Here is a 24,038-nt window from a genome sequence, read left to right as displayed (position 1 = left end):
CAATTTGGTATCAACAAGAGTGAGCTGGACAGTACTTGCGCCAATAAATCCAACACTATTTTCTGTCACATGCTGTCGCGCCTGAGCATGAACCGGCGCGGCCCCAATCGACAAAAGCCCTGCCAAACAGGTGCTTTGCAACAAAAAAATACGCCGAGACAAAGCCATTGATCATGCGCCCCCTTCTGATCATTCGCCTATCTTACACCCTTCGATCCAAACTGCGAACGAAGCGCCAGATCAATTTCGGGCGAAACAAGCTGTCCGGGTACATGATCACGCCACACAAGCCTTCGAACAAGGCGACGGGTTTGCGCCCATACAGGTACTGATTTCGGACACCCGACCAAAACGCATCTATGTGCCGCGCACGTAAAAGAAAACGCAAACGCGCGCCGAATTCTTTTTGCATCTCAGGATTAACCGCAATCTTCTTGACGCAAGGCACCTGCTGCACAAACAGCGAACTGCGTGTTTTGAAATTCGCCCCGTTTGCGACCTGACGGTAATACAACAAAGCCGGGCCTCGGATCACGCTGAATTGGCCATGCAGCAAGACACGGCACCAGAATTCCCAATCTTCCCCGGCGGTCAGGTCTTCGTCATATCCTCCGGACAGCCGTGCCACCTCGGTGCGCAGGGCAAGCGCGCCTCCGTTTACGACAAAGTTCTTTTTCAACAAGGCAGGCAGTTGTTCTCCGTCCGGTACCAGCGACCTGTTATCAGCACCGCGCAGATGTTCACCATCGACATTTATACGCTGGACGCCCGCCAGCGCTCCGATTGCGTCAGAACCTTCGAGAGCGTCCTTGTAAAACAGCAGCCCATCAGCGTGCAGCAGATCATCCGCATCCAGGAATAACACGTAGACACCACGCGCCAGACTTAGACCCAAGTTTCGTGCGGCGCTAACACCCTTGGCCGGCCCGACAACGGGAATGAAACGCGGGTCGCGACCGGCAAACTCTTCGATGATGCCCCGAGTTCCGTCGGACGAGCCGTCGTCAATACAAAGAACCTCGAAATCTGCGAAGGTTTGGGCAACAAGGCTTTGAAACGTTTCTTCGATGAAACGTTCCATGTTGCGTGCGGGAATAACCACCGAAAACACCGGGTTTGCCTGCTGCATGTCAACGCCCCCCTATGCGATCGACCTGAACGGCCGCCGCGCTATATTCGGAAAAGGTTAATCGCGCCATCGCCGCCAGCATTCCCGCACCACGACAGACTTCAAGAACACCCCGATACATCCTTGCTCTGGAGCCGAAACCCAAACACAGGCACAAGGTTGCCCCCCACCCGATGGCCCCGACGCCTTTGACCATCCGTAGAACCACCCCCTTACGCCGGATCAATGCGATGCGCCCCAATGTATTGCCCTTGCGGAACCAACGTCGGCTTAGCCAACGCATGGTGGTCCTGTTTTCCGGGACATCATCCCAAACCAGCGCATCGGCTGCAGACCGGATCATGCCGCCCGTTTGCTTTAACCGCGAAAAGAACTCTTCATCCTCGCCTCCGGTCGTGTTGAAGCGCATGTCGAACCGCAGGCCATGCGCCCGAATGACCGCAGCATCCGCGATCGAGTTGTTCGTTGCAGCAGAAGGTAACTGAGCCCGATGTTCATAAGGCCCCATTTGAAACAGCCCTAATGCGTCCACCCAATCTGGCGGTTGTTTCCGATACTTGGGCTGGACTGCGCCCTGCACAGCAACCGTCTCGGGTGTTTCAATCACATCAAGCATGCGCGCCAACCAAGTAGGAGAGGCCGTTTCATCATCGTCCAAAAAGGCGAAATACCTTGCATCATATGGGGCCTCAGCCAGAGTCCGGTTGCGCGCCGAAACAATTCCGCGCTCGTGCTCGATCACGTAGATCACCGGCCAAAGGCTGAGCCCGTGTATGTCGCCCAACTGGGATTGTGCCGTTTCATCCGGCGCGTTGTCCGCGATGACCAGCGTGATCCGGACATTCCAACCGTCCAGATACTGCGCATTCAGGCTTTCGATCAGCATTTTCAGCCCATGGGGTCGCCGATAAGTCGCAATGCAAATCGCGACATGCAGAACGGGGTCTTGCTGAACCTTAGCGCACATTTTCAATCGCCCCAACTGGTTGGAAGAACCCCATGACTCACCCTTGGGATTCGGAACGGTCAGCAAACACGTCCCGCCATGTCGGCCACGGCAAGACATCCCGACCAGCTTGTTGGGCCACATATTCCATGTCCGGCATGAACTGACTTGCCAGGCGTTGCCGCGTTTCCGGCATCGGCGGTGCCACTTTGGTTTTCAGGTGCTGCCTGTTCATCGACAGCGCCTGTTTCAATCCCGGCAATTCCTTCAGGGAACTTACCAGACCCGGCATGCCCAACGAACGGATTGTATCGCCGCCATATCGGAGTGTTTTTTGCACCCCGGGCATCCTATACGTGATGCTTTCATGGTGGCGGGCACCCAGGGACACAGGGTTGGCCTCGGCCGCGACGCCAAGGTGGTCGCAAACTTTATCATAGGTGCCACGGGGATCGGCGGAAATATCCTCGGAGAACAGCAACAGCAGCGCATCTCGATCAAAATGGGCAAGCCAACTTTCCAGATTGGCCTTGTAGTGACTTTGAAGCGCATAGGCAGGGTTTTGCGCCCATGCGGTCTCGAACGAAGTTGCCGGATCAATGTGGCCCTTGCGTATTTCGTGCATATGGTTCGAAAACGCCCGCTCGATCGGATCACGCAAAATGCAGATCAGTTTGAGATCTTTGTTGTAGGCCCGTGCCCTCTGAGCTGCGTCGCGACTGAAAAAATAGGTGGGCGAACACTCACCCCTGATACGGCCCTCAGAATTGTCGTCGAAACAGGATTCGTACCACGTGTACCCACGGTCATAATTTGCAGTGAAAAAGTTCAGCTCTTTCGTTTCGCTGGTTACCACTTCCGGGTGTTCCGCGAGGACATGATGCAGCCATGTTGTCGCGGCTTTTTGCGCGCCAATGCCAATAAATCCGACTTTCGCCACTTTAAAACACCTTCCAACTCATCAACAGAACCCGCCCGACGACTTGAAATACGAAATACGCCGGCGGTGTGTGTTATTGCCGCCGCAATCGCCGGGATATGTCTTTTCTCAGAACAATACTCAGCGCGTGCGGAATGGTGTGCACATACCTTTTGATCAGGTATCGCGGACCAGTTGCAATTCGGTGCAACCATTCCAGCCCCGACTTTTGCATCCACAAAGGCGCCCGAGCGTAATCACCAACTATGTAATGATAACACCCGCCACAGGTCACAATCCAAGCGCAGTTTTCCAACTTTGGAGCAATGCGCGCAGCGAAATATTGCTCTTTCGGCTTACCCAACCCAACCCAAAGAATATCCGCGCCGCTCGCATTGATATCTTCGATAATGGCATCTTCTTCGCTTTCGTCGAAGTACCCATTGCGCCGTCCGGCAATTTTCAAACCGGGATACAAATCCTTGAGTTTTTCGGTACAGTCGCGGTTTATTTCTTCGACGCCGCCCAACAAATAAAAACTAAGATCATTCTTCACGGCGACTTTTGCCGCCGAATGAATAAAGTCAGTGGTCGCAGTTCGTTCGGGGATTCGGGGTTGGCCCTTAATGAACTTGGAGGCCCAGACAACAATCTGGCCGTCCGCATGGACAATATCGGCAGAGTTCATGACCTTTGTGAACCGTTCATCCGTGGAATACGCGGAAATTGCATGCGCATTAGACGAAAACACAGTCAACGCACGGCCCAGCTGTCCTGACCTACGTTGCTTCACGTCTTCAACCATGGCTGACGTGAGTTCTTCGTCACTTGCAACTGCGACAGGCATTCCACCCACCAAAATATGCGGCAAACGCATTTCGGCATGTTTACTCATAATCAGTCGTCCCTAAAAACAAAGGTAGATACTAGGTACGGCGTAAGGTTAGCAGGCGTAGTGATTCTTACTATTAAATTTGGCTCTGAAACCCGGATTGCGGGCGAATTAACTTAAGTTAAGACTATTCTTATCACGTTATCTCGACTTTTAGCATCAATAGTTAAAATTTTAGTCTATTGTTCGCGCAATTGCAGATTTTTCTGTTGAATGCCCCCCTCTCGGCTTATGTTTCAAGATATAGATATTTAGTTTGTTTGTGAGTTATGACCGATCAGTACCGAAGAAGTTTGGATGCGGAACTATCAGGACTGGGACTGACCTCGGCAGGCGACCCGGAGCTTAGGGTTCTGTCAAACATTGCCTGGGCAATCCGGCGTTCTTTGTTTTGGGTACTATGCTTAGGCTTCATGGGGGCAGTTGTGGCCTATGCCCTGACGTATCTGTCGGTTTCAAAATATACGTCGAACGCCAAGGTAATGATCGAAACCCGCGTTCAGACGGAAACTGAATTCACACCGCAAGTATCCGGTTTGCCCTTGTCGCTAACTTCCCTTGAAAGCGAACTGGTCTTATTGCGCTCGACTGACTTGATAGAAACTGTCGTTGACCGGTTGGAGTTGCAGAACGACCCCGAGTTTTCAGGGCAAGACGAAGCTATTTCGTTGTCTCCGATTGATCTGGCACGGGGGCTGAAAGACCAGCTGGTCGCCTACCTTGTTGGAGAAGACAACGAGCTGGCGACCAGCGGTGAAGGTCAACCAGAACTGGACCTGACGCGAGAAACCACCATAAAAAACCTGCAAGACTCAAGAAGTATTGAACAGATTGGCGATCTTTCGGCGGTTTACGAAATTCGGGTAATCTCGGAATCTCCGCAAAAAGCGGCGTTAATCGCAAACAGTCTGGCCAGTGAATATATGACGCTTTTGACCAGAATGAAGCGCGACGACCTTGTGCAATCGCAGCAATGGCTTGCCACCCGGATCGGTCAAATACGCGAGGACCTGAACACGCTCAGCTCGGATCTCGAGGCGCACTCGATTGATACCCCCTTCACTCCGGACGAATACGCGACAATCAAGGCGCAGAGAATTAAGGCCGAAAAACGAGCAGCTCTGGTTGGTGATGAACTGTTCGAGATCGACGGGAAGTTAAAGACCCTGCGTTTCCTGAAAAGCAATGATCAACTGATTGAAGCGGTCGAGTTCGCGACAGAGACCGGGCTGATGTCCCAAGTTCCGGGCAAGGCCCTCGACTCTAAGGAAAGCGTTGCGGTGCTCGAAGATGCCCAAAATGCTGCAGAACGCAGATCTGACGTTCTGAAAGGGCAACTTGCGGCATTGAATCTCACTATCGAAAACTTCAAGGAACAACAGGTTCGTCAAGTTCAGCACGATTCAGTCACCAAGAGAATTGAAAACGAAATTTTGGTCGCTGAAGCAATCTATCGGGATTTTGTTTCTCAGCTTGGCCGTCGTGCAGAGCAAGGAGAGTACCTGGACGCTGGCGCGCATATTATCGAAACCGCGCGGGTTCCCGTTGAGCCTTCCGAACCACGGCGCTCCGTTACTGCGCTTATGGTCATGATCGTGGTTGTTTTCTTTGGGTTGGCATATGTTGTTATTCGCGAACTATTCCAAAAACGCCTGAGAACGACTTACGAACTTGAAAACACCACTGGCATCAAGTTGTCGGCGATTGTGCCAGAAATGAAACGGAACCGTCCGTTCGAAACATTTTTTACAAAGAACGGTAAGATCGATTCCCAGCTTCTTCACTACGGGCGCAAGCTTTTGGCGAACGCCGATTTTGGCTTACGAACACTTCGCCAGGATGGGGAATTGTCGACGTCTCAAGCTGCTGAGTTTTTTTCGAAGAGTCTGGACATCAAAAGCAACCATCGTACTCCGGAAAACGGGTGCATGATCTTTTCAGGCGCAACCGCGCTGGCGGATGAAGGCAAGACCTCTACGCTTCTACTGCTTGGTGCTGTCGGTGCCCAGGCGGGGTATCGAACATTGATCGTGGATTGCGACACAGTAACATCGACTTATCGAGACCTGTCTCAAGTCACCGAAGAGTCTCTGAAATACGCTGTCAACCACCCGTTATCTCTGCAGGATTTCATAGTTGGAACACCACAGGACGGGTTGGATGTTCTTCCCCTTGTCGGAACGCAAAAAGACACCAAACTGATCAAGTCCGTTGAGGATTTTCTGTGTTCTCAAACTTTCCTGAACCTACTGCATGGGTTGGCGGATTCATACGAGGTCATTCTGTTGGACACGCCACCACTTTTGCAGGCCGTGGAGTCCGCCTATCTTTCTCAGGTGTCGCAGCGTGTCATTCTGTTCACGCGCTGGAACAAGACTGACAGAAACTATGTTATGCAGGCAATGCGTGAGCTGGAAAATGCAGGGGTACGTCCGGCTGCCTTGGTCGCAACTCGCGTGGATATGAAGCAAATTAGAAAATATGGCGATCCGCTAATGGCTTAAGCCGGGTTAGCCGGTGGGTTCAAGCGTGCAGAACGTCTGCCGTCGTGAGTTTGAATGCGACCTGCCGATAAACACAGTTTAGCCAGTTTCGGTTCAGCACAAGGTCGGAAGAGAACGCGATCACTCCGTCAGCGGAGGCTCCGGCGCGATTTCCTGGACCGAGATCTCAAGGCTATCCCCAGGCAGCAACTGAGTCAGCTTGTCGACCTCTCGGGATTGCAACTGGCCATCTACCATCCGAAAAACGGTAACGGTGTAGTCGATATCCATAATCAGGCTTTCAGTACCGATTTCATCCGAGGCGCCCGCAAGATACTTCGAAATAGTGTCCATCTGATGCCGCGCGTCGCGAACGTCCAAAGTAGCTGCCCTTCGTTCCTGAAGCAGCCGCAACGATCGCTCTTGTTCGTATTGCTCTTGGTCCCGTATCAGCCGGGTCATGATCAGACTTGTGCCCGCGAGGTCTTCCTCGACATCCAAAAGGCGGGTCGCTGAAAGAACGGTCGTACGCCGCGTATCAGCCAAACGGGACCCAGGAGCCAGACCTTTGTCGACCAGGCTGACGACTCTAGCTTCTTCCTCTTCGTCGGCCTTCAGCGCCTTGGCCAATTCGGTCTTTTGCTCTTCGAGAATCCGAATTCTTTCAGAAGCCTGTTTTTTTGCATTCGTGAAAAATTCCCGCTCACCGGCTTCATTTTCCTGGTTGATTTTCCGGATTCTGATTTGCTCGGCCACCAATTCACTCAGAACTTTAGGTGATACCGAAACCGCAGTTTCCACCGGAGGCAGCAAATCCATGTCCTGAGCAATCTCGGACGAGGCACGCCACGCCGTAACAATACCTTCTGCATGTTTTAGTGCTGCTTGTCCGTAAGCGGTTTGCCATCGCAGCAATTGAATAGGATCAATGGTGATATCGTCAGTCAGCAGGCGGCTTCGGACACCACCGGCCAAAGCCACGGCCTCGCGCGCGGTTATTGCCACCCGAAAATCGATTTGACCGGTTTGCGCAACATCGCCCCCTACAATAATCGGCCGGTAGCCGTTGCGCACGATTTCAATCTCATCGCCGTCCAGCTGGATAATGTAGATCTCGCCGTTCTGGTCGTATTGCTTGACGATTTTTCCGGCCGCATCCAGTCGGACGAGTTGTTCAAGTTCATCCGTGGACCTGCCCTGAGCTTGAAACTGTCCCAACCATTTTAAATTGACATCCCCATGCGCATCTATGGTCGCGTCAAAGGACAGATCCTCGAGCCCGGTGAAGGCGACAGTCACTTCGTCCCCCGGCTCAAGATCAAAATCTGCGGCTGCTGTGGTCGCCACCAACTGGCTAAGGGACAAGCCCAATATCACTCCGGAGACCAAGCGAATGGCTTTCGCCCGTTGCACGCCGCAGTCGCCGTTTCTTTCGTCGCGTTTCATTTCAAAATATCTCTTACCGAAAAACACCGTGACACGCCGCAGTCAGCAGCCGGTACCGTTGCAAACCGCCCCAACGGTTCGAACCAGTATCTTAAGGTCAAACCAAAGGCTGATCTTCCGCGAATAGTCGCTGTCAAAAATCGCGCGATGCGAGAATCCAACGTCGTTGCGTTCGGAAACCTGCCAAAGTCCGGTAATGCCCGGTTTCATCAGATTGTACTCCTTCCCGGGATACATCTTCTGCTGTTCAGGCAGCATGGGACGTGGTCCAACAAGGCTCATGTCACCAATCAAAACATTCCATAGCTGAGGCAGTTCATCCAAGGAGGTCATGCGGATAAATCGCCCGAGTTTCGTCACCCTTGGGTCGTCGTCCAACTTTTGCTTTGTTTCCCATTCAGACGCAAAGTTAGGATTATCGTCTAAATGTTTCTGCAAAAGCTGATCGGCGTTAGGCACCATCGAGCGAAACTTCAAAAAGTCGAATTCCCTGCCACCCAATCCAATGCGCTTTTGCCGGTAGATGACAGACCCCCCCTCAAGCTTGATCATAAGGGCAATTAAACCCATCAGCGGAAGGACAAATGGGGCACCAATCACAACCAGAAAAACATCCAGAATGCGCTTCCCTTTTACGGCATAAAAACTCTTCAAACTGTCTTTGTCACTCTCAAGCTGTACAGAAGCTTGATTATTTTGATAAATTTCAGCGTCTTCTAATTGGAAAGAACCTCGAAGTTGGTTCATGGTAACCCCCAAAACTAGCACTTTCGGACAACGGCCACATCGACGGAGCATTCTTCAAACAAAATGCACCCGAGACACGCCTGGAACCCAAATGGCTCACGACGTTCCAGCAAACCTAATTTTCGCTCAATAGATTCGAGGTCGCGCGCGATGATGCGCGTTTACCCACCCATTATATTCTCCCGACTCACTAAAAAACGTGGTCAGAATTGTAGCCCCACAAGATGATCGCACTTCTGACGAGGCGAAACAACTTTTTTGTTATTAATTGACAAAGTGAATAGGCTCAGCTGCCTGAATTTTCCGCAAATTCCAGGCGCCGACGGTTCGCAGGACGATGTAGAATTTTTTGCTCGAAGAGTCAGATTAGCTAATCGTACAACACGCCGTCAGGCATTGCGACCAGAAGAGTTTTCGGTTTTCATCGACACTTTACGCGTGAATTTTTCACGCAACTTTAAGTTGAACGCAAAATTAAGACCCGCGATCAGAACCGGAGCACAACATCCGATGAACAAGCTGGTCAACGCAGCTGATCCAATGGTCGTTCCGGAAATAAGAAATGCTACAAAACACATTGCGGCGATCAACGGACCTGCCAGTAAGTAGACTGCTAGCATTGTTCTCTAAGCTCTTGCTCTTGGTGTTTCGCGTATTTTACTCTGCCTATCATGCGCCTCAAATGTGCGTTTTTTGGGGCACCCACTCACCAATATAGGTCAGTGAATCCTTTCGTTATGCTTTGACACATAATTTTGAAGCTGGTGTCATAGTACCATCATATCTCTGGAACAACGACTCATCCGGCACAAAAAACCAAAATACGCAGCGTCGTTAGGCAAAATTGTGCCACCCAATATTTTTGGGCTTTGCGGGCATTGGTTAAGAAGCTGTTTATAATACGCTATTTCAAAGAGGGAAATTCGCCGATGTTCAGCCCGCGCCTGATTTTTGCGACGACAACAAGAGCGGCAGTTTGTTTTACGGCCACAAGAGTGGCAAACATCGCCACTGCGGCAAGGGTCAACAAGCCAAGTTGAACCGGCAAGCCCGATGACGAGTTGGCCAATAGCCCCAATGGAACAAAGGCAACGGTCCCGGCAATGGCCTTGTAGATTTCAGGCGCTGGCACAGTGACCGGATCAATTTTGCGACCGAAATACTGATAGGCCATAAAACTCAGGAGGGCGCTCAGTGCAAAGGCAAGAGCGGCGCCTCGCGCGCCCAAGAGCTCGATGATTAAGTAAGACAGGATCACATGCGCTATCAGGGCACAGCAGGTTATGGTCAGTTGCAACCCCGTCCGTTTCGCCCGCGTGAAAGAAAAGCTGATATAGGCACCCTGAAGCCCGAAAATAAACGAACCAAGCGTCAATATCCGAAGGTATTCTGAAGAATTCTCGACAAAATCAGCCTCGAACAGAAGACTGGCCAAGACCTCAGGAGCGCAGATCAGCGCCGCAGCAAGGGGAATCGACACCAGCATCAAGAACGAAAAGTAACGCTCCAGATAAGCGTTCGAGCTTGCGGTGCCATGCTTTTCCTGCATTTCAAAGACAGAGGGTGCGACAACGCGCATTATGGTGCTCATCAGTAGCCCCAAGGTTCGTGTAGCCAGTGCCTGCGCAGCGGCGAAGTATCCGGCAACCTCTAACCCGGCCAACGCAGCCAAAAGAGATTGCGACGACATCGCGAAGAACGTTGAGCTTGACGCAACCACGGCCAGCGGAAAACCGAACCACAGGTAGGTTTTTATTGCGCTGAGCTGTGGCCAGGCGATACCAGACTTCTTTAACGCGATACCCAGCGCATAGGCACCCGTCAGCGCAGCCCCCAGTGACATTCCGATCACCGCACTTTTGTACCCCCCGCCACTTAGCACAAGCCCGATCGCGAAGGCTACGCCAAGCGCATGACGCAGCAGGGTGACCGCAGCGAATTTCGGGCCTTCGTGATACAGCCGAAGGCACGTTGTTCCCACTTCGTGCATTGCCAGACTGACGCTGAAGATCGCAGCGTAAAACAGCCCGTCCACCCATGCTCCGGGCAAAATCAAGGAAGCAATTACGGAAACGACCAACACCATGACCGACAAGATCGCGCCCGCGCCCAAGGTCATTGCAATCGTGGTACCTTCGAATTCCTTAGCATGGTGAAATCGGCTGATCGCGATAACCAGCCAGAGAAACGTGAACGAGAACAGAATAGTCCCCAGTAACATTGTCAGATTGTACCTGGCAAAATCTGCCGGCCCCAAAACACGGGTAATTACGACTAGGATCGCCACCACAAAAACTGCGGACAGGATTCTGGGAACAAAGAACCAAGTCATCGAGACCGGCACCCTGTGGTCGCCTCTTTGAAACTCATTAGAACCTAACTGCCGTGATCAGGCACTTACACGACTCATACACAACTGCATTGGAATTGCAGCAAGGATGGAGCCCTCCTTTTGACCTGTCAACTTTCCCCCTTGCTCGAGCAGGCAAAGTGGGCTCTGAAGCAGACTTGAACGAGCGTTCTCGAGACCGACCCGTTTCGATTGAGTTCACGAAGATAGACAAGGCGTAGGGTGGTTAGTACGCTTTCCCGGCCTGAGCCGTCTATTGGAGCTTATAGGCTCTTTTAATCAGAACCCTGAATCGTGCCTTGACCCTATGAAAGCAACATACCGCACATTTTCGAGCCAGACCCTGGATGGGAGCACATTCCATCAGGTCGTATTAATGGTGTGCCAGGTTCTGATCGTTCTGACGGGAACTGGGCTTTTGTCCATCGTGCTGTGGCAAAACTCGCTGGCGAATAAAATCGAAATCCTATCTCTGGCGCCGATGCTTGCGATCACGTGCCTCTATTATCGGCATTTGCTCCGGGGGGCCGTCGCATCACCCGAGATCGTGTTGATTGTGATCCTTGCTGCAGCATCAGTGACGTGGAGCACCTATCCCGCCGAGTCTTTGGAACGCAGCATTCCGCTAATCGTAACAACCGCATTCGGCCTGGCCATGGGTAGTATGATGTCGCTGCGAGGGTTGCTTTTGTTCATTGCGACATTTTTCGGCTTATCCATGGTGCTGGCAATGGGGGCAATCATTGCGTTCCCGCAAGCAAGGGGTATCCCGCCGTGGGGGGACACTTGGAATGGAATCTATATGCACAAAAATGGGCTTGGGGCAGCGGCCACAGCTGCCTTGTTGTCTTGCACCTATGCAGTGAAAACACTTACGGGAAAACTGAAAACTCTGTTTGTTTTTCTAACACTGCTGTCCCTGTTTCTGCTTATTGCATCAGAATCCAGAACCTCTCAGATCCTGGCTGTGGTGACGATGTCTGCCCTTTTTTTCCGCGGCCTCTTCCCAAATCGCGAAATCATGTGGGCCATCTGCTTCACACTAATCTCGCTGTTTTTGGTGGGCGTGACTGCATTTGTTCTGACATCGACTGTCGCAGAGCCTTTGTTCGCGCTGATCGGGCGCAAGCCAACGCTTTCAGACCGTATTCCGCTGTGGGAAATCGTATGGCCTTACGCGATGGACAGGTTTTGGCTGGGATACGGCTATGTTGCGCATTGGTACGAAGACGCACCGTACTTACGCATTTACTTCATCAAACTGGCGTTTCAGCCTTTCTATTCCCACAATGGCCTGATTGAAACTTTCCTGAATGTCGGATTTGTCGGCGTTGTTTTGTTTTTTCTTGCGCTCATGCGGTTCTTCTACGCGATTTTCTACAGCCTGTGGTTCATCCAGAACCGCGACTCGATCGCCTTCACCCTAGTTCTTGGGATGATGTTCGTCTTTGGCAACATAACTGAAAGTTTTATTCTGGAGAGGCTTTCCGCCACTTGGATGTTTTTCGTGGCTTATGCGACCAAGATGAACTTGATCGTTAAAACCGTGCGCACTGGTCAAGCTTCAACCCAACAATAAAATTCGCGCCGTGCGTTTCCGTTATGGAAATAATATTGCATATTTTGCGCAATGTTTCCAAAAACTGCTTCTGCAATCGCGCTTTGATCTTGCGGGAAGATTGACAGCAACCCGCCAAGTGTTGTCGACTTTGAATATTGAAAATTCGAGTCTTTTTCTAATCTTAGGAACTTTTGGGGAGGCCCAATTGAAGACAGCAATATTTGCAGGTGGCAAAGGATCCCGCCTGATCGAAGAAACCCGCATCCGCCCCAAGCCTCTGGTTGAAATCGCCAACCGGCCGATCCTTTGGCATATCATGCAGCACTACTCGACCTATGGGCATCACGATTTTGTCTTGGCCCTTGGGTATATGGGCGATCTGATCAAGCAGTATATATCCGATCTATGCCAGCACGACGGAAACCTCCGAGTGGATTTCGCCAAACGCGAATTGTTCGGCGAGCCCGAATATCACAACAGTGTGCTGGACGCGCAGATGCCGCCCTGGACGGTTGATCTTATTGATACTGGGACCAATACCATGACCGGCGGGCGCCTTGCCCGACTGCAGCCTTATCTGGGCAACGAAACTTTCATGCTGACCTATGGCGACGGCGTGTCCAACGTCGACCTTGATGCGTTGCTGGCCTTCCACAGGTCACATGGCAAGCTGGCCACGATCACCATGGTACGACCCCTTACGACGTTCGGCCATTTGCAGGTCCGCGAAGATGGTTTGGTCGAAGGCTTCATGGAAAAACCCGAAACGGCTGCTGACTGGATCAATGGCGGGTTTTTCGTACTGGAACCCGAGGTGTTCGACGCAGTGGCGGACGTCAATGGCGACGAAATCATGTGGGAAGAAGGCCCTCTGCCCAAGCTGATGGAATTGGGCCAACTGATGGCCTATCGCCATTCCGGCTTTTGGTATTGCATGGATCACCTTGCCGACAAACGTCGCCTTGAAGATATGTGGAAAAGCGGCAACCGGCCCTGGGCAACCTGGGAAAACGCGAACGGCAACGCGCCCCAGGCCACAGAAGATGGCAACGGAAAACACCGCCCCGGAATAGGCCGAGGCGGCAATCCCGGCGATTGGGTGAGATACAAGTCCCTGTGACACAAACCGCCATTCGGGCCGGGCATAGACCGTCTGTCAGAAAGGCGTTGCGACAAGGCGTTAAGCTTGGATCAGGTCCAGGCGTGCGTTGTGTGTAAGGAGTAAAAGTGTGACCAGTTCCGCAGTTTCCGCGCCGGTGCGACGCGAGGTATTGATATTCTCGCAACGCAAACTCAACACAAATATCTCTCGGTGCTCGGGCTATGAGTTCGAGGATGTCGTTGCCGAGATCGAGGACGCTCAGGTTCTGACACCGACCCGTACCAGACAACCTCGCATTCCGTTGAATCCCAAGCGATGGTTGTCCAAACGGACGGACCTTTTCCAGCACTGGCCCTCTGGTGTGCCGCAATCTCGCTTGACCAAGGATTACGATCTTTTTCTTTGCAATGTGCAAAGACCTGATGAGCTATTGGTACTGGATGCGGTACCGAACTGGCGCGACCAATGCGACACGGCAGTCTGTGTACTGGAAGAGGTTTGGAGCGGCGATATCGATCTATACACTCCTTTGATCAAGTCCCTCTCGCAATTCGACCTGATCGCCTGCGCCTTTGCCGAAACTTGCGGCATGATTCAGGATCTGACCGACACCCCCGTCATCCAGATGCCCGCCGCCGCGGATATGGTCCGGTTCGCGCCCGACTCCCTGAACGTCGATCGGCCGGTCGACATGTATTCCATGGGCAGACGCCGCGCTGAATTGCACCAGAACCTGCTTGCCGCAATCAAGCAGAGACAGGGCTTTTACATCTACGATTCTGCCACCAAACCCCCGATCACCGGTGATCATACGGTGCATCGCGATTTGCTGGCGAATCTGATTCAGCACTCAAAGCTGTTCATGGTGGATATCGCCAAACTGGGCCATGCAGACCAAAAAGCAGGCAATATCGCCTGGGGCCCGCGACACATTGAGGGCTTTGCAGGCGGTGCTATTCAGGTCGGATACGCCCCGGATATGGAGGACTATCATCGGTTCTTCGACTGGCCCGACTCGGTCATCAGATTGCCCGAAGACCCCGATGAAGCCTTGGAAAGGATCGTGGCCCTTTGGGATGATCCCGCCGAACAGGATCGGATTCGCAGGGTCAATTTTGCGCACGGCCTGCAAAAACACGACTGGATGCATCGTTGGGCGCAAGTGTTGGACCATCTTAACCTGCCCGAGCCCGACGGTATGCTAAAACGTCGTCAGCACCTTTCAGATATCGCGGGGAAACTAGGTGCAACGCAACAGGAACAGACACTTGGTCCGAATGCCGTGGCGGCCACTTGATCCATCCCATTTCTGTGGTGAAGTCGTGGGGCGGCAGGTCGCACTCAGTACCCCCTCAAAACCAGTCAAAAAACCAGAACGTGCTAAAATCAAACTTGCCGCCCACACGAGAAGAATGACATTGTGGCAAAATTGTGTCCACTCCTCGAATGGAAACTGATTGTTAGCTTTTTGGAAACTATCGCTTGAAAACCGATTCGATTGATCGCTTTCAGGAATCGCGTTCGCCTGAGAACACGCCCCCCGTATCAGTCGTTTTCGATCAGCGGCCAACTTGTGTCCTTGGCTGAAATCTCAGTCACTTCATGCGGCCACGTTATACTAAGCGCGGGGTCGTCGTACCGAAACCCACCCTCATTTTGCGGCGAGTAATACTCGTCAACCATGTAACTGGCGACTGAGTCTGGCTGAAGCGTTTGAAACCCGTGTGCAAAGCCCTTGGGCACATACATGGCAAGTCCGTTCTGTGCGCTCAATTCAGCGCTGAAACTCTGCAGATAGGTCTTGGAACCGGGGCGAATATCAACAATTACATCGAACAACGCGCCCGCAACACATCGGATCAACTTGGTCTCTTGCGCCGGGGCGTGTTGGAAATGCAGACCGCGCAAAGTCCCTGCGTCACGGCTGAGGCTCATGTTCCCCTGCACGAAATTGGTCACAAGATCATGCGCTGCGAACTCTTGCGCGCAGAACGTCCGGGCAAAGAAGCCGCGATCATCGCCGCGCCGCTCCAACTCGATCAGATAGGCACCGGACAGAGGCGTTTCCTGAAAGATCATCGTTGTCCCCTTTTCCTTCCACTGCCGATGGTTAGGACACCGCAGGCTGCAGACCGATACCTTCGTACCGAGAAACGCTGTCCTTGGGTATCATCCGGCGCCCGTCGATCACCAAAGGCTGTACCGTTTGACCGTTCAACAGCATGGGAAGCTCGGAAAACTCGGGCCAACGCGTGACGATCATGACTGCATCTGCCCCATTTAGAGCCTGTTTCAGATCGTCCTCATAGGTAATCCTGTCCCCGAACAGTGCTTCGGCCTCATGCCGGGCAATTGGATCATAAGCGGTCACAACAGCCTTATCTGCCAACAACTCGCTGATAATGGTCAAAGCAGGGCTTTCGCGGATATCATCCGTACCCGGCTTGAACGCCACGCCCAGAACAGTGACGCGCCGCCCGGCCAAAGCCGGGATATGCGATCTGAGCCGATCCATCATCTGATGCGGCTGTTTGGTGTTCGTCTGGATCACCGCGTTCAGCAGAGGCATGGGTGCACCTGCATTTTCGCCATAGGCAATCAACGCTTTTACATCCTTTGGAAAGCAACTTCCGCCAAAGCCGCAACCCGCCGCCAGATAGGTTATGAACCCCGGCCAGACCCTTTCCGCGTTGTCCGGCAGGATCGGCGTGAACCGCTTGTCCAGATGCATCCCCTCCATCGCTTCGACAACGTCGACACCGACCTTGGCACAGAGATTTCCGATTTCATTCGAGAAGGAAATCAACGTCGCCAACAAGGAGTTGGCTGTATATTTGATCATTTCCGCTGTCGCCGGGTTTGTCCGCACAATGTCGACGCCGGGGAAAACCGAATAAAGCTCATCCATCACGGCGATTGCGCGACTGTCATTGCCGCCGATCACGATCCGGTCGGGATGCATGAAATCGGCAATCGCTTCACCCTCTTTCAGAAACTCGGGGTTCATACCGGTGCCGAAATCCTGGCCTGCTTTTTTGCCAGAGGCTTCCTCAAGAATGGGCGTGACCACCGTATCCGTCGTGCCGGGCACCACCGTGCTTTTGACCACCACGACATGGTAGGCGTCTTTGTCTTTTAACACCTCGCCAATCTGACGGGACACGTCGCGGATGTATTTGAGGTCAATTTCACTGCCGTCGAACGGCGTTCCAACCGCGATCAGTGAAATGTCTGAGTTGAGCACCGCTTCGCGCAGGTCTGTTGTTCCGCGCAGGGTCTTGCCAACAGTTTCGCGCAACAGCTCGGCCAGTCCGTCTTCGTGTATGGGCGGGGTACAGGCGTTGATCTGGTCGATTTTTTGCTGAACCGTGTCCACGCAAACCACATCGTGCCCTTTACCCGCAAGACAAGCGCCTGAAACCAGCCCAACATACCCTGTTCCGATAACCGAGACGCGCATCACTTATCCTCTGACTCTTGATTGTCGCTGTACCACAGCAGCGCACGCCGCAGGCCCTCATCCACGCCGATCTCGGGGTCATATCCGATTTCGGCGCGGGCCTTGGCGATCACCGGACACCTGCGGTTTGGGTTGTCGACCAGATAGTCCTTGTCGTCCGAGACCTGAAACACGACCTTGCCGGAATACCCGAATTCATCCTTGGCAATCGCGGTGACACGCTCGGCCAGATTGGCCATCGAAATCTCAGGTTCTTCGATCCCGATATTATAGGCCTCACCCGGTTTTCCGTTCAGCATGATCTTGTAATAGCCACAGACCGCATCGGCGACGTAGCAAAACGTCCGGGTTGGTGCGCCATCGCTGAGCATTACGATATCGCGCCCCGCAAAGATATCGCGGGCGAAATCCGGCAAAACCCGCCGGTCCGAGATCTTAAGCCCCGGCCCATAATTGTTGAAGGGCCGCGCGATCGTGATCGGCAGGTCGTGCTGTTGCGCGAACACGACGCACAGCGTTTCTCCATACCGCTTGGATTCGTCGTAACAGGCGCGTGGGCCAGTGCAGGACACATTACCCCGATACGTCTCGGGTGTGGGAATGTTTTCGGGGGTCGGATCGCCGTAAATCTCGGAGGTCGAGTAGAACAGGAACCCTTTGATCGGCTTGCCCTTTTGAGCCTGTTTCAAAGCATATTCCAACATATACCTCAGGCCACCAACATTCGCGTCCATCGTCTCGAGCGGGTGTTGGCGATAGTAGATCGGTGACGCGATCGAGGCCGCGTGGATGATATAGTCATAATCGCCCATATCATCCGGCAAGGGGTTCGTGATGTCATGCGTGGCCAAGGTCAGGTTGGCATCACCTTCGATCGCTTTCAGCCAATCGGGAACGCCCCGGATATAATTGTCGAAAACGGTCAATGAGATCGGCTTTTGGCCGGACAGCTTGTTCCAATGCAGGACGGATTGGACAAGGTAAAATCCCAGAAACCCTGCGCCTCCGAGGATCAGAAGGTTTTGACCCGACATGGCTTGAAACTCGGGCCCAATCTTGCGGGCGATATAGTCTAAATCAGCAGAAACAACATCTTGAGCAGTTTTCACGAGAGTTTTCTCTTTAAAGTTAAGGACTGGTAACAGGGAACATTTCGTCTTGTTGCTGGCGCAGTTTGACCGTGAGGCTATCGGTTGGCAGATCGACATCGTCATATGTCAGGACGGCATCTTTCGAGATATCGCGCTTTAGCGTTGCGTTCTCGGCCAGACCAATCGGTAGCAGGTTCTGCGACCGCACCACGTCATAGTTTTCGCACATGCCATAGGTCATGTATCCGCCCAGACCATCCAGTTTGGCCCCGGCTTTCAGGTCGGTCTTGGCACAGGTGATTACATCCACGACGGGACCGGCGATAGGCGCGATCACGGTATCCTGGGCCAAAGCCACACGCGCGGCGGACAGCGGTACCTCAAAAATCGTCAGGTGGTAAGGCACATAAAAGCTGTAAAGGTCGTTCTGCCCCAGTTTGCCATAGTTCAGATAGTGGCGCTGCATATCGTCCTGCGCCTCGGCAAAGACGTATACGCCGGGGCTGGGCTGACTACCGACCACATACTCAACGATCCCGCCTAATGCGCGGATCTGGTCAAGATCATAGGCCCCGGTCAACTCGTCCACATGACCTTTGTGCTCAATCCCGATCATGCCACGTTGCGCCACTTTGAACCCGGTTGCATTGGCCACAATTGCCTGCTCGAAGCTGATCTTGGTGCCATCCGCGAACGAGGTGACCATGTGCGGGGTTTGCCCCCATTGCTTGGCGAAACCCTCCTGCGTGGTCGGATTGCGGTAACGATCCTGCAAGCCCTTGATGTTGCCGCAAACCCGAGGGATCAGACCGATGCTTTCAACAAATCGCAGCAGGTTGATCTGCACGCCCGGCTGATCGCCATCACATCCAGTCAGAATAACGCCCGCCTGATCTGCCATTTGCTTAAGCAGAGGCCCGACCGTGCTGTCCAACTCGGCATTCATCAGAACCATGTGTTTGCTGTTCTCAATCGCAGCTGTCGTGACCCGAGCGCCGTATTCCACATGGCCAGTTGCTTCGATCAACACATCGACCTGTGACATCGCACAGGCCACCAAAGGGTCTGCGGTGATCACGGACTTGCCCTGTTCGACGGCTATGTCAGCGGCAGCGACAGTTTCAGCTTCGACGATATCACTGGGGGGAACGCCGGCATCCAGCAATGCCTGCCGCGCGGCGGAAACAGTGCGGTTACACAAGACGCCGACATGCATTCCGGGGGTATATCGCACAACCTGATTGACCAGACCGCGTCCCATGAACCCGGCGCCAAATACACCGATCCGGACTGGATTATTCTCGGCAGCACGGTTCTTGAGAAGGGTATCAACAATGATCATTTACATACAACCAATAAAAAAACTAACAGTTCGATCTTTGCGCCAGTAGATAGCAAATGGCAGACTTTAGTCAGACTGGGCCTTGCGCAAACCAACGCGCTTTGCTCACAAGCACTTGATCAAAGGATAAACTGGAATCGTGATTCACATAAACGATTCGATTTATCTGAGCATTCAGTGGCTGATTGAACACGGCGCATTCCAAAGAATAGTCAAAAGTGACACCGGATTCGGGGGTGTGCTTCCCTTAAAACCATCCGAACCATGCGTCACTCGCCTCGTGATCAATGGCTCGGTGCGCTCCGCATCTGTCAGCTCTGTCAATTGGACCCTAGGCCTGCTGCAGACGCCACTTTGACCTGGGTTTCTTCAAGAATGGACAGGCAGCGTCGACAAAATGTTTCCGACGAATGTTTTGCAAAGTTTTGAATTGGAAACAGGACAGCTTGACTGGGTAAATCAGAGGAAATGCGCTTCATATGCCGCCAGTAGGAAGGGTCGTCGAACTTAAACCCCCCTTCACAAACAAAGATTTCACCTGAAACGTTATCGATTACCAAGTCATGCGCGAAAAAACCGTGGCCAAGAACATGGTGTAGATTCCGCGCTATGCCTTCGAATGCCTCAGCATTTGGGACGACCAGAGCGTCGTTCAGGTATTCGACCAAAGCGGGTTCAAGGGGAGTATCTTTGGCATGCACACTAGGGTTCTCTTCCTTCGCGTCGCGGGCCCTCGGATATGAATGAAGGATCGTGTCGTCGATGCAAACGATTCTGACGGTCGTGTAGAACAGTCGGCCGTCGTACTCGATCCGCGTGTCAATGAAGTCAGTAAATATCCGCCGTTCATCCTCAGCAGGTAGTGCCTCGGTTCCCTCTTGAATCTCGGTCGGTAAGGCCGTCCCGAAACGACTTCTGACGAAGCCCCCGGTTTCCCTGAGCGTCGGAACCGGGATACCAGCATCCACAAATGCCTTGTGCGACGCCAGCTTGTCCGCCAACAACTGACCAGCCTCGGCGGTATTGAATGTCGCGATGGCTTTCTTTTCGAGATCCAGCACCTTCGCACTGAAAATATCACTATGGTCTTCACCAAATAGGTGGACCAGAAAAACCGGCACTTCATCGCTCAGAGACGCATCCAATTCGGCAACATTCGACGCCCATTCGGTTGCGAACCCATTCCTTCGCAAAGTGTCACAGAACGTCGGAAGGAACTCGAATGCCGAAACCTTTCCGTTGGCGAGTGGCCCAGCCTTTGTCAGGGCCGAAAATACGACTTTTGCGCGTTTGTCGGTTGGCTGCGATTCTTTAATTAGCCGATCGAGGATAAAAAGCGGTATCTTCGGAGAAATCTGCAGTACTTGCTTGGCGAATTCTTTTAACACAATGGAATTCCAGTCTAAAACAGAGTAACAAACCGAAGTTTCAAAACTGCCGTCTTGCTTCGCTAACAGACACCTAAAGCTTTTTGACCATTAGCTGGTCTGTCGTTCCCGCTAAAAAACGTAGCTTCCTTGTCGGTAAAACCTTACTTGGAAAACTTGACACATTTGCAGTTCTCTCGCAACTCGGCCGTCGTTTGCCGCAAGACGGGTACGAAAATCGAGTTATTCCATCAAAGCGACGACCCATAGTCCCGATAGTTTCCAAGCTCCTGCTGCCCAGTGAAAGCGATATTGACTAACCATACCCTTAGCTTCGGTCTTTGCCAGGCCGCGTCGCTCTTGTGTCTGAGGTCCTTTCCCAAAAGGATATCGCTTTTCCGGCAAAGCGGTGATCCGTGAAGGGTTCGAAATTTAAACCCTTTGCTAAGGCGTTCTCGCTGTGGTTCGTTGGGTACAGTTCAATCGGTGTCACTATGCTTCCGTATTGCTTTCAGAAACCAAGTGAGAACGTATGGCCACCTTTGTGCAACCAATCAACAGCTTGTGTTTATTCGAAAAAGTGGTGAGCCGTGCAGGATTCGAACCTGCGACCCACTGATTAAAAGACCGTTAATGATTTCATTATATCAGTGGCTTAGTAGAAATTTTTCCAGGCTAGTCCAATGCTAAAGTGAGATACCCTGCATGCAACAGCCTCGCCTCAACCCAATATCCGATTCCTCCAACCGCGGTCGTTGAGGCGTGAAAGCGGGCGTTACGCTCGCGCAGGTCGCTTCTGAAGGGCTAGTTTACGTGGCTCAGCCAAAATTTTACAGAAAGGTTCAGATGACCGTTTCGAGCCCGAATTGCCCCCGAGCTTCGACGTTTTCTACTGATGAAACGTCCGAAAGTACCCATCTCAAAACCCGCCTGCGTCCTATGTTGCCGAAGGGTTGGAGGAAAACCGAATGGCGACGCGCGGGTATTGTCTGTGTAAAAAAACAAGCTGGGTCTACCAGGGTGATCAAACATGGGCATGCTATTGCCACTGTGATGACTGCCGTCGGAATTGTGCCGCGCCGGTGGTTGCGTGGTTCGGTGTGCCAATAGAGAGCTTTGAGTGGACTGGTGATAAACCCCGTACTTATGAAAGTACCAAAGGCGTTTTCAGGCACTTTTGCGGGACGTGCGGGTCACCCATTGGATTTGAAGCTGATCACTATCCGGGCGGAATGCACCTCTACGCTGCGTCTCTCGAAAACCCGGAAGATTTCAAACCCACTTTTCACGTCAACAAGCAAAGCAAGTTGCCTTGGCTGCATATGACAGATGATCTCGACGCGTTTGAAGGCACATTACTGCACACCCCTAACGACCCAGACGGATATCAGTAGGTTGGGAACTCACCTGATGTTCCATATGGCGGCTTTGTCCGCATTGCGGTTGTTCGCAACAATTTGGTGAACCTCTGCATCGATTCCAGACCTACAATGCAAAGTTAAAGGCATGCTGCACTTGCATCCGGCAACTCGCCGTCCAAAGCGTACATCGTCATTTTGCTCATCGAGCACAAAGCGCAAGATAAAAAGTTGGCCAATCGGTATCGGGTTTCTATTGCGGTTTCCAAACAGCGGCTACTCAATTGCGGTTTGAAATGTTGAGGTAAGTCGTTTGTTCAAACCGTGATGAGGCTCGGCTGAGGAACCGTAGTGCAACTCTGCCAAGGCAGCGATGTCATTGAAAATGACTACGGAGCCGCCCTCTTCATTCGCATAGACCAGTAGTTTTTGGCAAAAGGCATCCAAACCAATTGCTGGAAAGCCCGTCATTGCCACGCCACCGGGTGCTGGTCCGCCAAACAGTAAGAGAACTGCATCCGGCAGTTCCACCCCCAGGTGGGACGCTTCGGCCGCAAAATCGACTTCCCCAAACCAGACCGTGTCGTCCTGCTCCATCACTGCTTTACTGAGACGTTCCACTGCCTTTGGTACGCTGAGCTGAGATTGCAGTTCGATGACCCCATAGTCGGCAAACAATCCGTTCGTCGGCCCTGGTGCTGCATCCAAGCCGTTCAGAACTTCGAGCAGCTTGCTATCAAATGTATTTAACGCTTGGGTATCATTCAGACCATGCCGCACTTTGAGGAACTGAGAGTCTGTATAGGCGATCTGCGGGCGATCATCCTGATCGAAGGAGAGAACGCGAAAAGGAAGGTCCAGACCTGCTCGTACGTTCTCTTCCAGAATGGGCGTGTTTATCTCTGGATCAGAGAAAATGAGTACACGTGATGCTGGCATTTCTACGCCTTCAGCTTTGGCCAAGCGCGCGTGATCTATTGATGCGATTGGAGTAGCTCCCGCTTCGACAACGGCAGTCTCAAGCTCTAAAAAGTTTTTGTCCACCGCAGTCTGGACAGATATCGATTGTGCCAGACCGGATGTCGAAACCGACGCTGTTGTAATCATCGAGAGAACAAAGAAAAACCTCAGCACTTTAACACTTTCTGTTTTATTGTACTTTTCTCAGGGAAACCGCCGCCAGAGCTGCAAAAGCTATCTCGGCCGCAAGATAAAATAGAAGTAGCTCGTTTGGAACTCCATCGATAAGAATGCTTAGCATGCGTCCAACGGCAAGTCCCGACATGAACAAAAACAGAACCCAAAGCGCAGGGCGCTGTAATTCTGGTTTCGAAGCGGCCGCCAACCAAAACAATGCGTTTGCCAGGTAAAGACCCATAATCGCTCGGAACACGTGGGTTTGGTTCGTCCCTTCCACCGGAAATCCCAGCAAAACTGGGATCGAACTGCCGGGCATCAGACCGTATGATAACGCAATTGGCACGAGGCCGACGGCAGCAAGCAGAAGGACCAATCTAGCACTCATGGAGGACTCCTTCTCGTAGAGGTTTCGCTCTTTTGCGAAATTCCTAGTCGGTTTTTTGGGGCATCCGATGATCCGAGCCGGATGCCCAAACAGCACTCAGAAAGGCATATTGTATGACTCATTAACCTTCTGAGAGATGACACCTTCGGTTGATGTCTATTCTTCAACTTAACCTTGGTTGGAAACCAGCTTCCCACTCGGAAGAATTCCTCTAAGGTTTCAAGATGTGCCTTTACCAGACTGGCGCTACTGCTGCTTTCGTTTGACCGAAATAATGCAGCCAGAGTGTTTTGGATGTCGTGCCGGTACATCGCGTGCCA

General features: G+C 52.4%; 20 protein-coding genes and 1 pseudogene. 7 read left to right on the top strand and 14 right to left on the bottom strand.

Features of this window, described 5'->3' with window-relative positions; all coding sequences use genetic code 11:
- Positions 1–202 precede the first annotated feature (202 nt).
- The 4 genes from AC2TAD_RS16885 to AC2TAD_RS16870 form a co-directional block, all read right to left on the bottom strand.
- Positions 203–1,129 (bottom strand): glycosyltransferase family 2 protein, encoded by a 927-nt coding sequence (locus AC2TAD_RS16885; RefSeq protein ID WP_480869058.1) that lies wholly within the window; start codon positions 1,127–1,129, stop codon positions 203–205.
- Between the two features lies 1 nt (position 1,130).
- Positions 1,131–2,096 carry a glycosyltransferase family 2 protein gene (locus AC2TAD_RS16880; protein ID WP_480869057.1) on the bottom strand — a complete coding sequence of 322 codons (966 nt, stop codon included), beginning with the start codon at positions 2,094–2,096 and terminating at the stop codon, positions 1,131–1,133.
- A gap of 37 nt (positions 2,097–2,133) precedes the next feature.
- A complete protein-coding gene (locus tag AC2TAD_RS16875) occupies positions 2,134–3,015 on the bottom strand; it encodes a sulfotransferase family protein (RefSeq protein ID WP_480869056.1) in 882 nt (293 codons plus the stop codon).
- Between the two features lie 73 nt (positions 3,016–3,088).
- On the bottom strand, positions 3,089–3,889 hold the full coding sequence (locus AC2TAD_RS16870) for a WecB/TagA/CpsF family glycosyltransferase (RefSeq protein WP_170355795.1): 801 nt from the start codon (positions 3,887–3,889) through the stop codon (positions 3,089–3,091).
- A 266-nt stretch (positions 3,890–4,155) separates the two neighbouring features.
- On the opposite strand from AC2TAD_RS16870, the pseudogene AC2TAD_RS16865 reads away from it, so the two are divergent.
- A pseudogene (locus tag AC2TAD_RS16865) lies at positions 4,156–4,491 on the top strand (Wzz/FepE/Etk N-terminal domain-containing protein); the annotation flags it as partial.
- Between the two features lie 63 nt (positions 4,492–4,554).
- Complete coding sequence (locus tag AC2TAD_RS16860) at positions 4,555–6,390, top strand: AAA family ATPase (RefSeq protein WP_480869210.1); 1,836 nt, start codon at positions 4,555–4,557, stop codon at positions 6,388–6,390.
- A gap of 120 nt (positions 6,391–6,510) precedes the next feature.
- Here AC2TAD_RS16860 and AC2TAD_RS16855 read toward each other — a convergent pair whose 3' ends face one another.
- On the bottom strand, positions 6,511–7,815 hold the full coding sequence (locus tag AC2TAD_RS16855; protein WP_353392688.1) for a polysaccharide biosynthesis/export family protein: 1,305 nt from the start codon (positions 7,813–7,815) through the stop codon (positions 6,511–6,513).
- A gap of 42 nt (positions 7,816–7,857) precedes the next feature.
- Complete coding sequence (locus AC2TAD_RS16850) at positions 7,858–8,562, bottom strand: sugar transferase (RefSeq protein ID WP_170355789.1); 705 nt, start codon at positions 8,560–8,562, stop codon at positions 7,858–7,860.
- A gap of 258 nt (positions 8,563–8,820) precedes the next feature.
- Here AC2TAD_RS16850 and AC2TAD_RS16845 point away from each other — a divergent pair, with 258 nt between their 5' ends.
- Positions 8,821–9,171, top strand: a complete 351-nt coding sequence (locus AC2TAD_RS16845) for a hypothetical protein (protein WP_480869055.1) — start codon at positions 8,821–8,823, stop codon at positions 9,169–9,171.
- A gap of 295 nt (positions 9,172–9,466) precedes the next feature.
- On the opposite strand, the gene AC2TAD_RS16840 is transcribed toward AC2TAD_RS16845, so the two are convergent.
- On the bottom strand, positions 9,467–10,894 hold the full coding sequence (locus AC2TAD_RS16840; protein WP_480869054.1) for an oligosaccharide flippase family protein: 1,428 nt from the start codon (positions 10,892–10,894) through the stop codon (positions 9,467–9,469).
- A 394-nt stretch (positions 10,895–11,288) separates the two neighbouring features.
- On the opposite strand from AC2TAD_RS16840, the gene AC2TAD_RS16835 reads away from it, so the two are divergent.
- The 3 genes from AC2TAD_RS16835 to AC2TAD_RS16825 all read left to right on the top strand — a co-directional run bounded on the left by AC2TAD_RS16835 (position 11,289) and on the right by AC2TAD_RS16825 (position 14,872).
- Positions 11,289–12,491 carry an O-antigen ligase family protein gene (locus tag AC2TAD_RS16835; RefSeq protein ID WP_480869053.1) on the top strand — a complete coding sequence of 401 codons (1,203 nt, stop codon included), beginning with the start codon at positions 11,289–11,291 and terminating at the stop codon, positions 12,489–12,491.
- 187 nt (positions 12,492–12,678) lie between these two features.
- Positions 12,679–13,593, top strand: coding sequence for a glucose-1-phosphate cytidylyltransferase (rfbF, locus tag AC2TAD_RS16830; protein WP_170355784.1), 915 nt, complete (start codon positions 12,679–12,681; stop codon positions 13,591–13,593).
- A gap of 109 nt (positions 13,594–13,702) precedes the next feature.
- Positions 13,703–14,872: a glycosyltransferase gene (locus AC2TAD_RS16825; protein ID WP_480869052.1), complete on the top strand. Its 1,170-nt coding sequence runs from the start codon at positions 13,703–13,705 to the stop codon at positions 14,870–14,872.
- A 248-nt stretch (positions 14,873–15,120) separates the two neighbouring features.
- Here the strand turns inward: AC2TAD_RS16825 and rfbC are convergent, their stop codons facing one another.
- The 5 genes from rfbC to AC2TAD_RS16800 form a co-directional block, all read right to left on the bottom strand.
- Positions 15,121–15,654, bottom strand: coding sequence for a dTDP-4-dehydrorhamnose 3,5-epimerase (gene rfbC / locus AC2TAD_RS16820; protein WP_480869051.1), 534 nt, complete (start codon positions 15,652–15,654; stop codon positions 15,121–15,123).
- Between the two features lie 31 nt (positions 15,655–15,685).
- Positions 15,686–17,035: a UDP-glucose dehydrogenase family protein gene (locus AC2TAD_RS16815; RefSeq protein WP_480869050.1), complete on the bottom strand. Its 1,350-nt coding sequence runs from the start codon at positions 17,033–17,035 to the stop codon at positions 15,686–15,688.
- The gene (locus AC2TAD_RS16810; RefSeq protein WP_480869049.1) at positions 17,035–18,144 is read right to left on the bottom strand and encodes an NAD-dependent epimerase/dehydratase family protein; all 1,110 of its coding nucleotides are present in this window, start codon (positions 18,142–18,144) and stop codon (positions 17,035–17,037) included. Before AC2TAD_RS16810 ends, AC2TAD_RS16815 begins: the two co-directional genes overlap by 1 nt.
- A gap of 19 nt (positions 18,145–18,163) precedes the next feature.
- Positions 18,164–19,468: an NAD(P)H-dependent oxidoreductase gene (locus AC2TAD_RS16805; protein WP_209195820.1), complete on the bottom strand. Its 1,305-nt coding sequence runs from the start codon at positions 19,466–19,468 to the stop codon at positions 18,164–18,166.
- A 320-nt stretch (positions 19,469–19,788) separates the two neighbouring features.
- Complete coding sequence (locus AC2TAD_RS16800) at positions 19,789–20,856, bottom strand: hypothetical protein (protein ID WP_480869047.1); 1,068 nt, start codon at positions 20,854–20,856, stop codon at positions 19,789–19,791.
- A 947-nt stretch (positions 20,857–21,803) separates the two neighbouring features.
- On the opposite strand from AC2TAD_RS16800, the gene AC2TAD_RS16795 reads away from it, so the two are divergent.
- On the top strand, positions 21,804–22,229 hold the full coding sequence (locus AC2TAD_RS16795; RefSeq protein ID WP_480869045.1) for a GFA family protein: 426 nt from the start codon (positions 21,804–21,806) through the stop codon (positions 22,227–22,229).
- Between the two features lie 240 nt (positions 22,230–22,469).
- Here AC2TAD_RS16795 and AC2TAD_RS16790 read toward each other — a convergent pair whose 3' ends face one another.
- Both AC2TAD_RS16790 and AC2TAD_RS16785 read right to left on the bottom strand, forming a co-directional pair.
- A complete protein-coding gene (locus AC2TAD_RS16790; protein WP_480869043.1) occupies positions 22,470–23,327 on the bottom strand; it encodes a DUF302 domain-containing protein in 858 nt (285 codons plus the stop codon).
- Between the two features lie 16 nt (positions 23,328–23,343).
- A complete protein-coding gene (locus tag AC2TAD_RS16785) occupies positions 23,344–23,718 on the bottom strand; it encodes a DUF4345 domain-containing protein (RefSeq protein WP_480869042.1) in 375 nt (124 codons plus the stop codon).
- Positions 23,719–24,038 lie beyond the last annotated feature (320 nt).

The sequence above is a fragment of the Ruegeria sp. HKCCD7628 genome (assembly GCF_057221005.1).
Note: the sequence above shows the minus strand (reverse complement) of the source record. Positions and strands in the feature narration are given on the sequence as shown.

What these genes read in the sequence shown, in the direction of transcription:
- AC2TAD_RS16785 (WP_480869042.1), bottom strand. Translation starts at nt 23,718, where the DNA reads ATGAGTGCTAGATTGGTCCTTCTGCTTGCTGCCGTCGGCCTCGTGCCA.
- AC2TAD_RS16880 (WP_480869057.1), bottom strand. Translation starts at nt 2,096, where the DNA reads ATGTGCGCTAAGGTTCAGCAAGACCCCGTTCTGCATGTCGCGATTTGC.
- AC2TAD_RS16840 (WP_480869054.1), bottom strand. Translation starts at nt 10,894, where the DNA reads ATGACTTGGTTCTTTGTTCCCAGAATCCTGTCCGCAGTTTTTGTGGTG.
- rfbC (WP_480869051.1), bottom strand. Translation starts at nt 15,654, where the DNA reads ATGATCTTTCAGGAAACGCCTCTGTCCGGTGCCTATCTGATCGAGTTG.
- AC2TAD_RS16815 (WP_480869050.1), bottom strand. Translation starts at nt 17,035, where the DNA reads ATGCGCGTCTCGGTTATCGGAACAGGGTATGTTGGGCTGGTTTCAGGC.
- AC2TAD_RS16855 (WP_353392688.1), bottom strand. Translation starts at nt 7,815, where the DNA reads ATGAAACGCGACGAAAGAAACGGCGACTGCGGCGTGCAACGGGCGAAA.
- AC2TAD_RS16850 (WP_170355789.1), bottom strand. Translation starts at nt 8,562, where the DNA reads ATGAACCAACTTCGAGGTTCTTTCCAATTAGAAGACGCTGAAATTTAT.
- AC2TAD_RS16870 (WP_170355795.1), bottom strand. Translation starts at nt 3,889, where the DNA reads ATGAGTAAACATGCCGAAATGCGTTTGCCGCATATTTTGGTGGGTGGA.
- AC2TAD_RS16805 (WP_209195820.1), bottom strand. Translation starts at nt 19,468, where the DNA reads ATGATCATTGTTGATACCCTTCTCAAGAACCGTGCTGCCGAGAATAAT.
- AC2TAD_RS16795 (WP_480869045.1), top strand. Translation starts at nt 21,804, where the DNA reads ATGGCGACGCGCGGGTATTGTCTGTGTAAAAAAACAAGCTGGGTCTAC.
- AC2TAD_RS16835 (WP_480869053.1), top strand. Translation starts at nt 11,289, where the DNA reads ATGGTGTGCCAGGTTCTGATCGTTCTGACGGGAACTGGGCTTTTGTCC.
- AC2TAD_RS16885 (WP_480869058.1), bottom strand. Translation starts at nt 1,129, where the DNA reads ATGCAGCAGGCAAACCCGGTGTTTTCGGTGGTTATTCCCGCACGCAAC.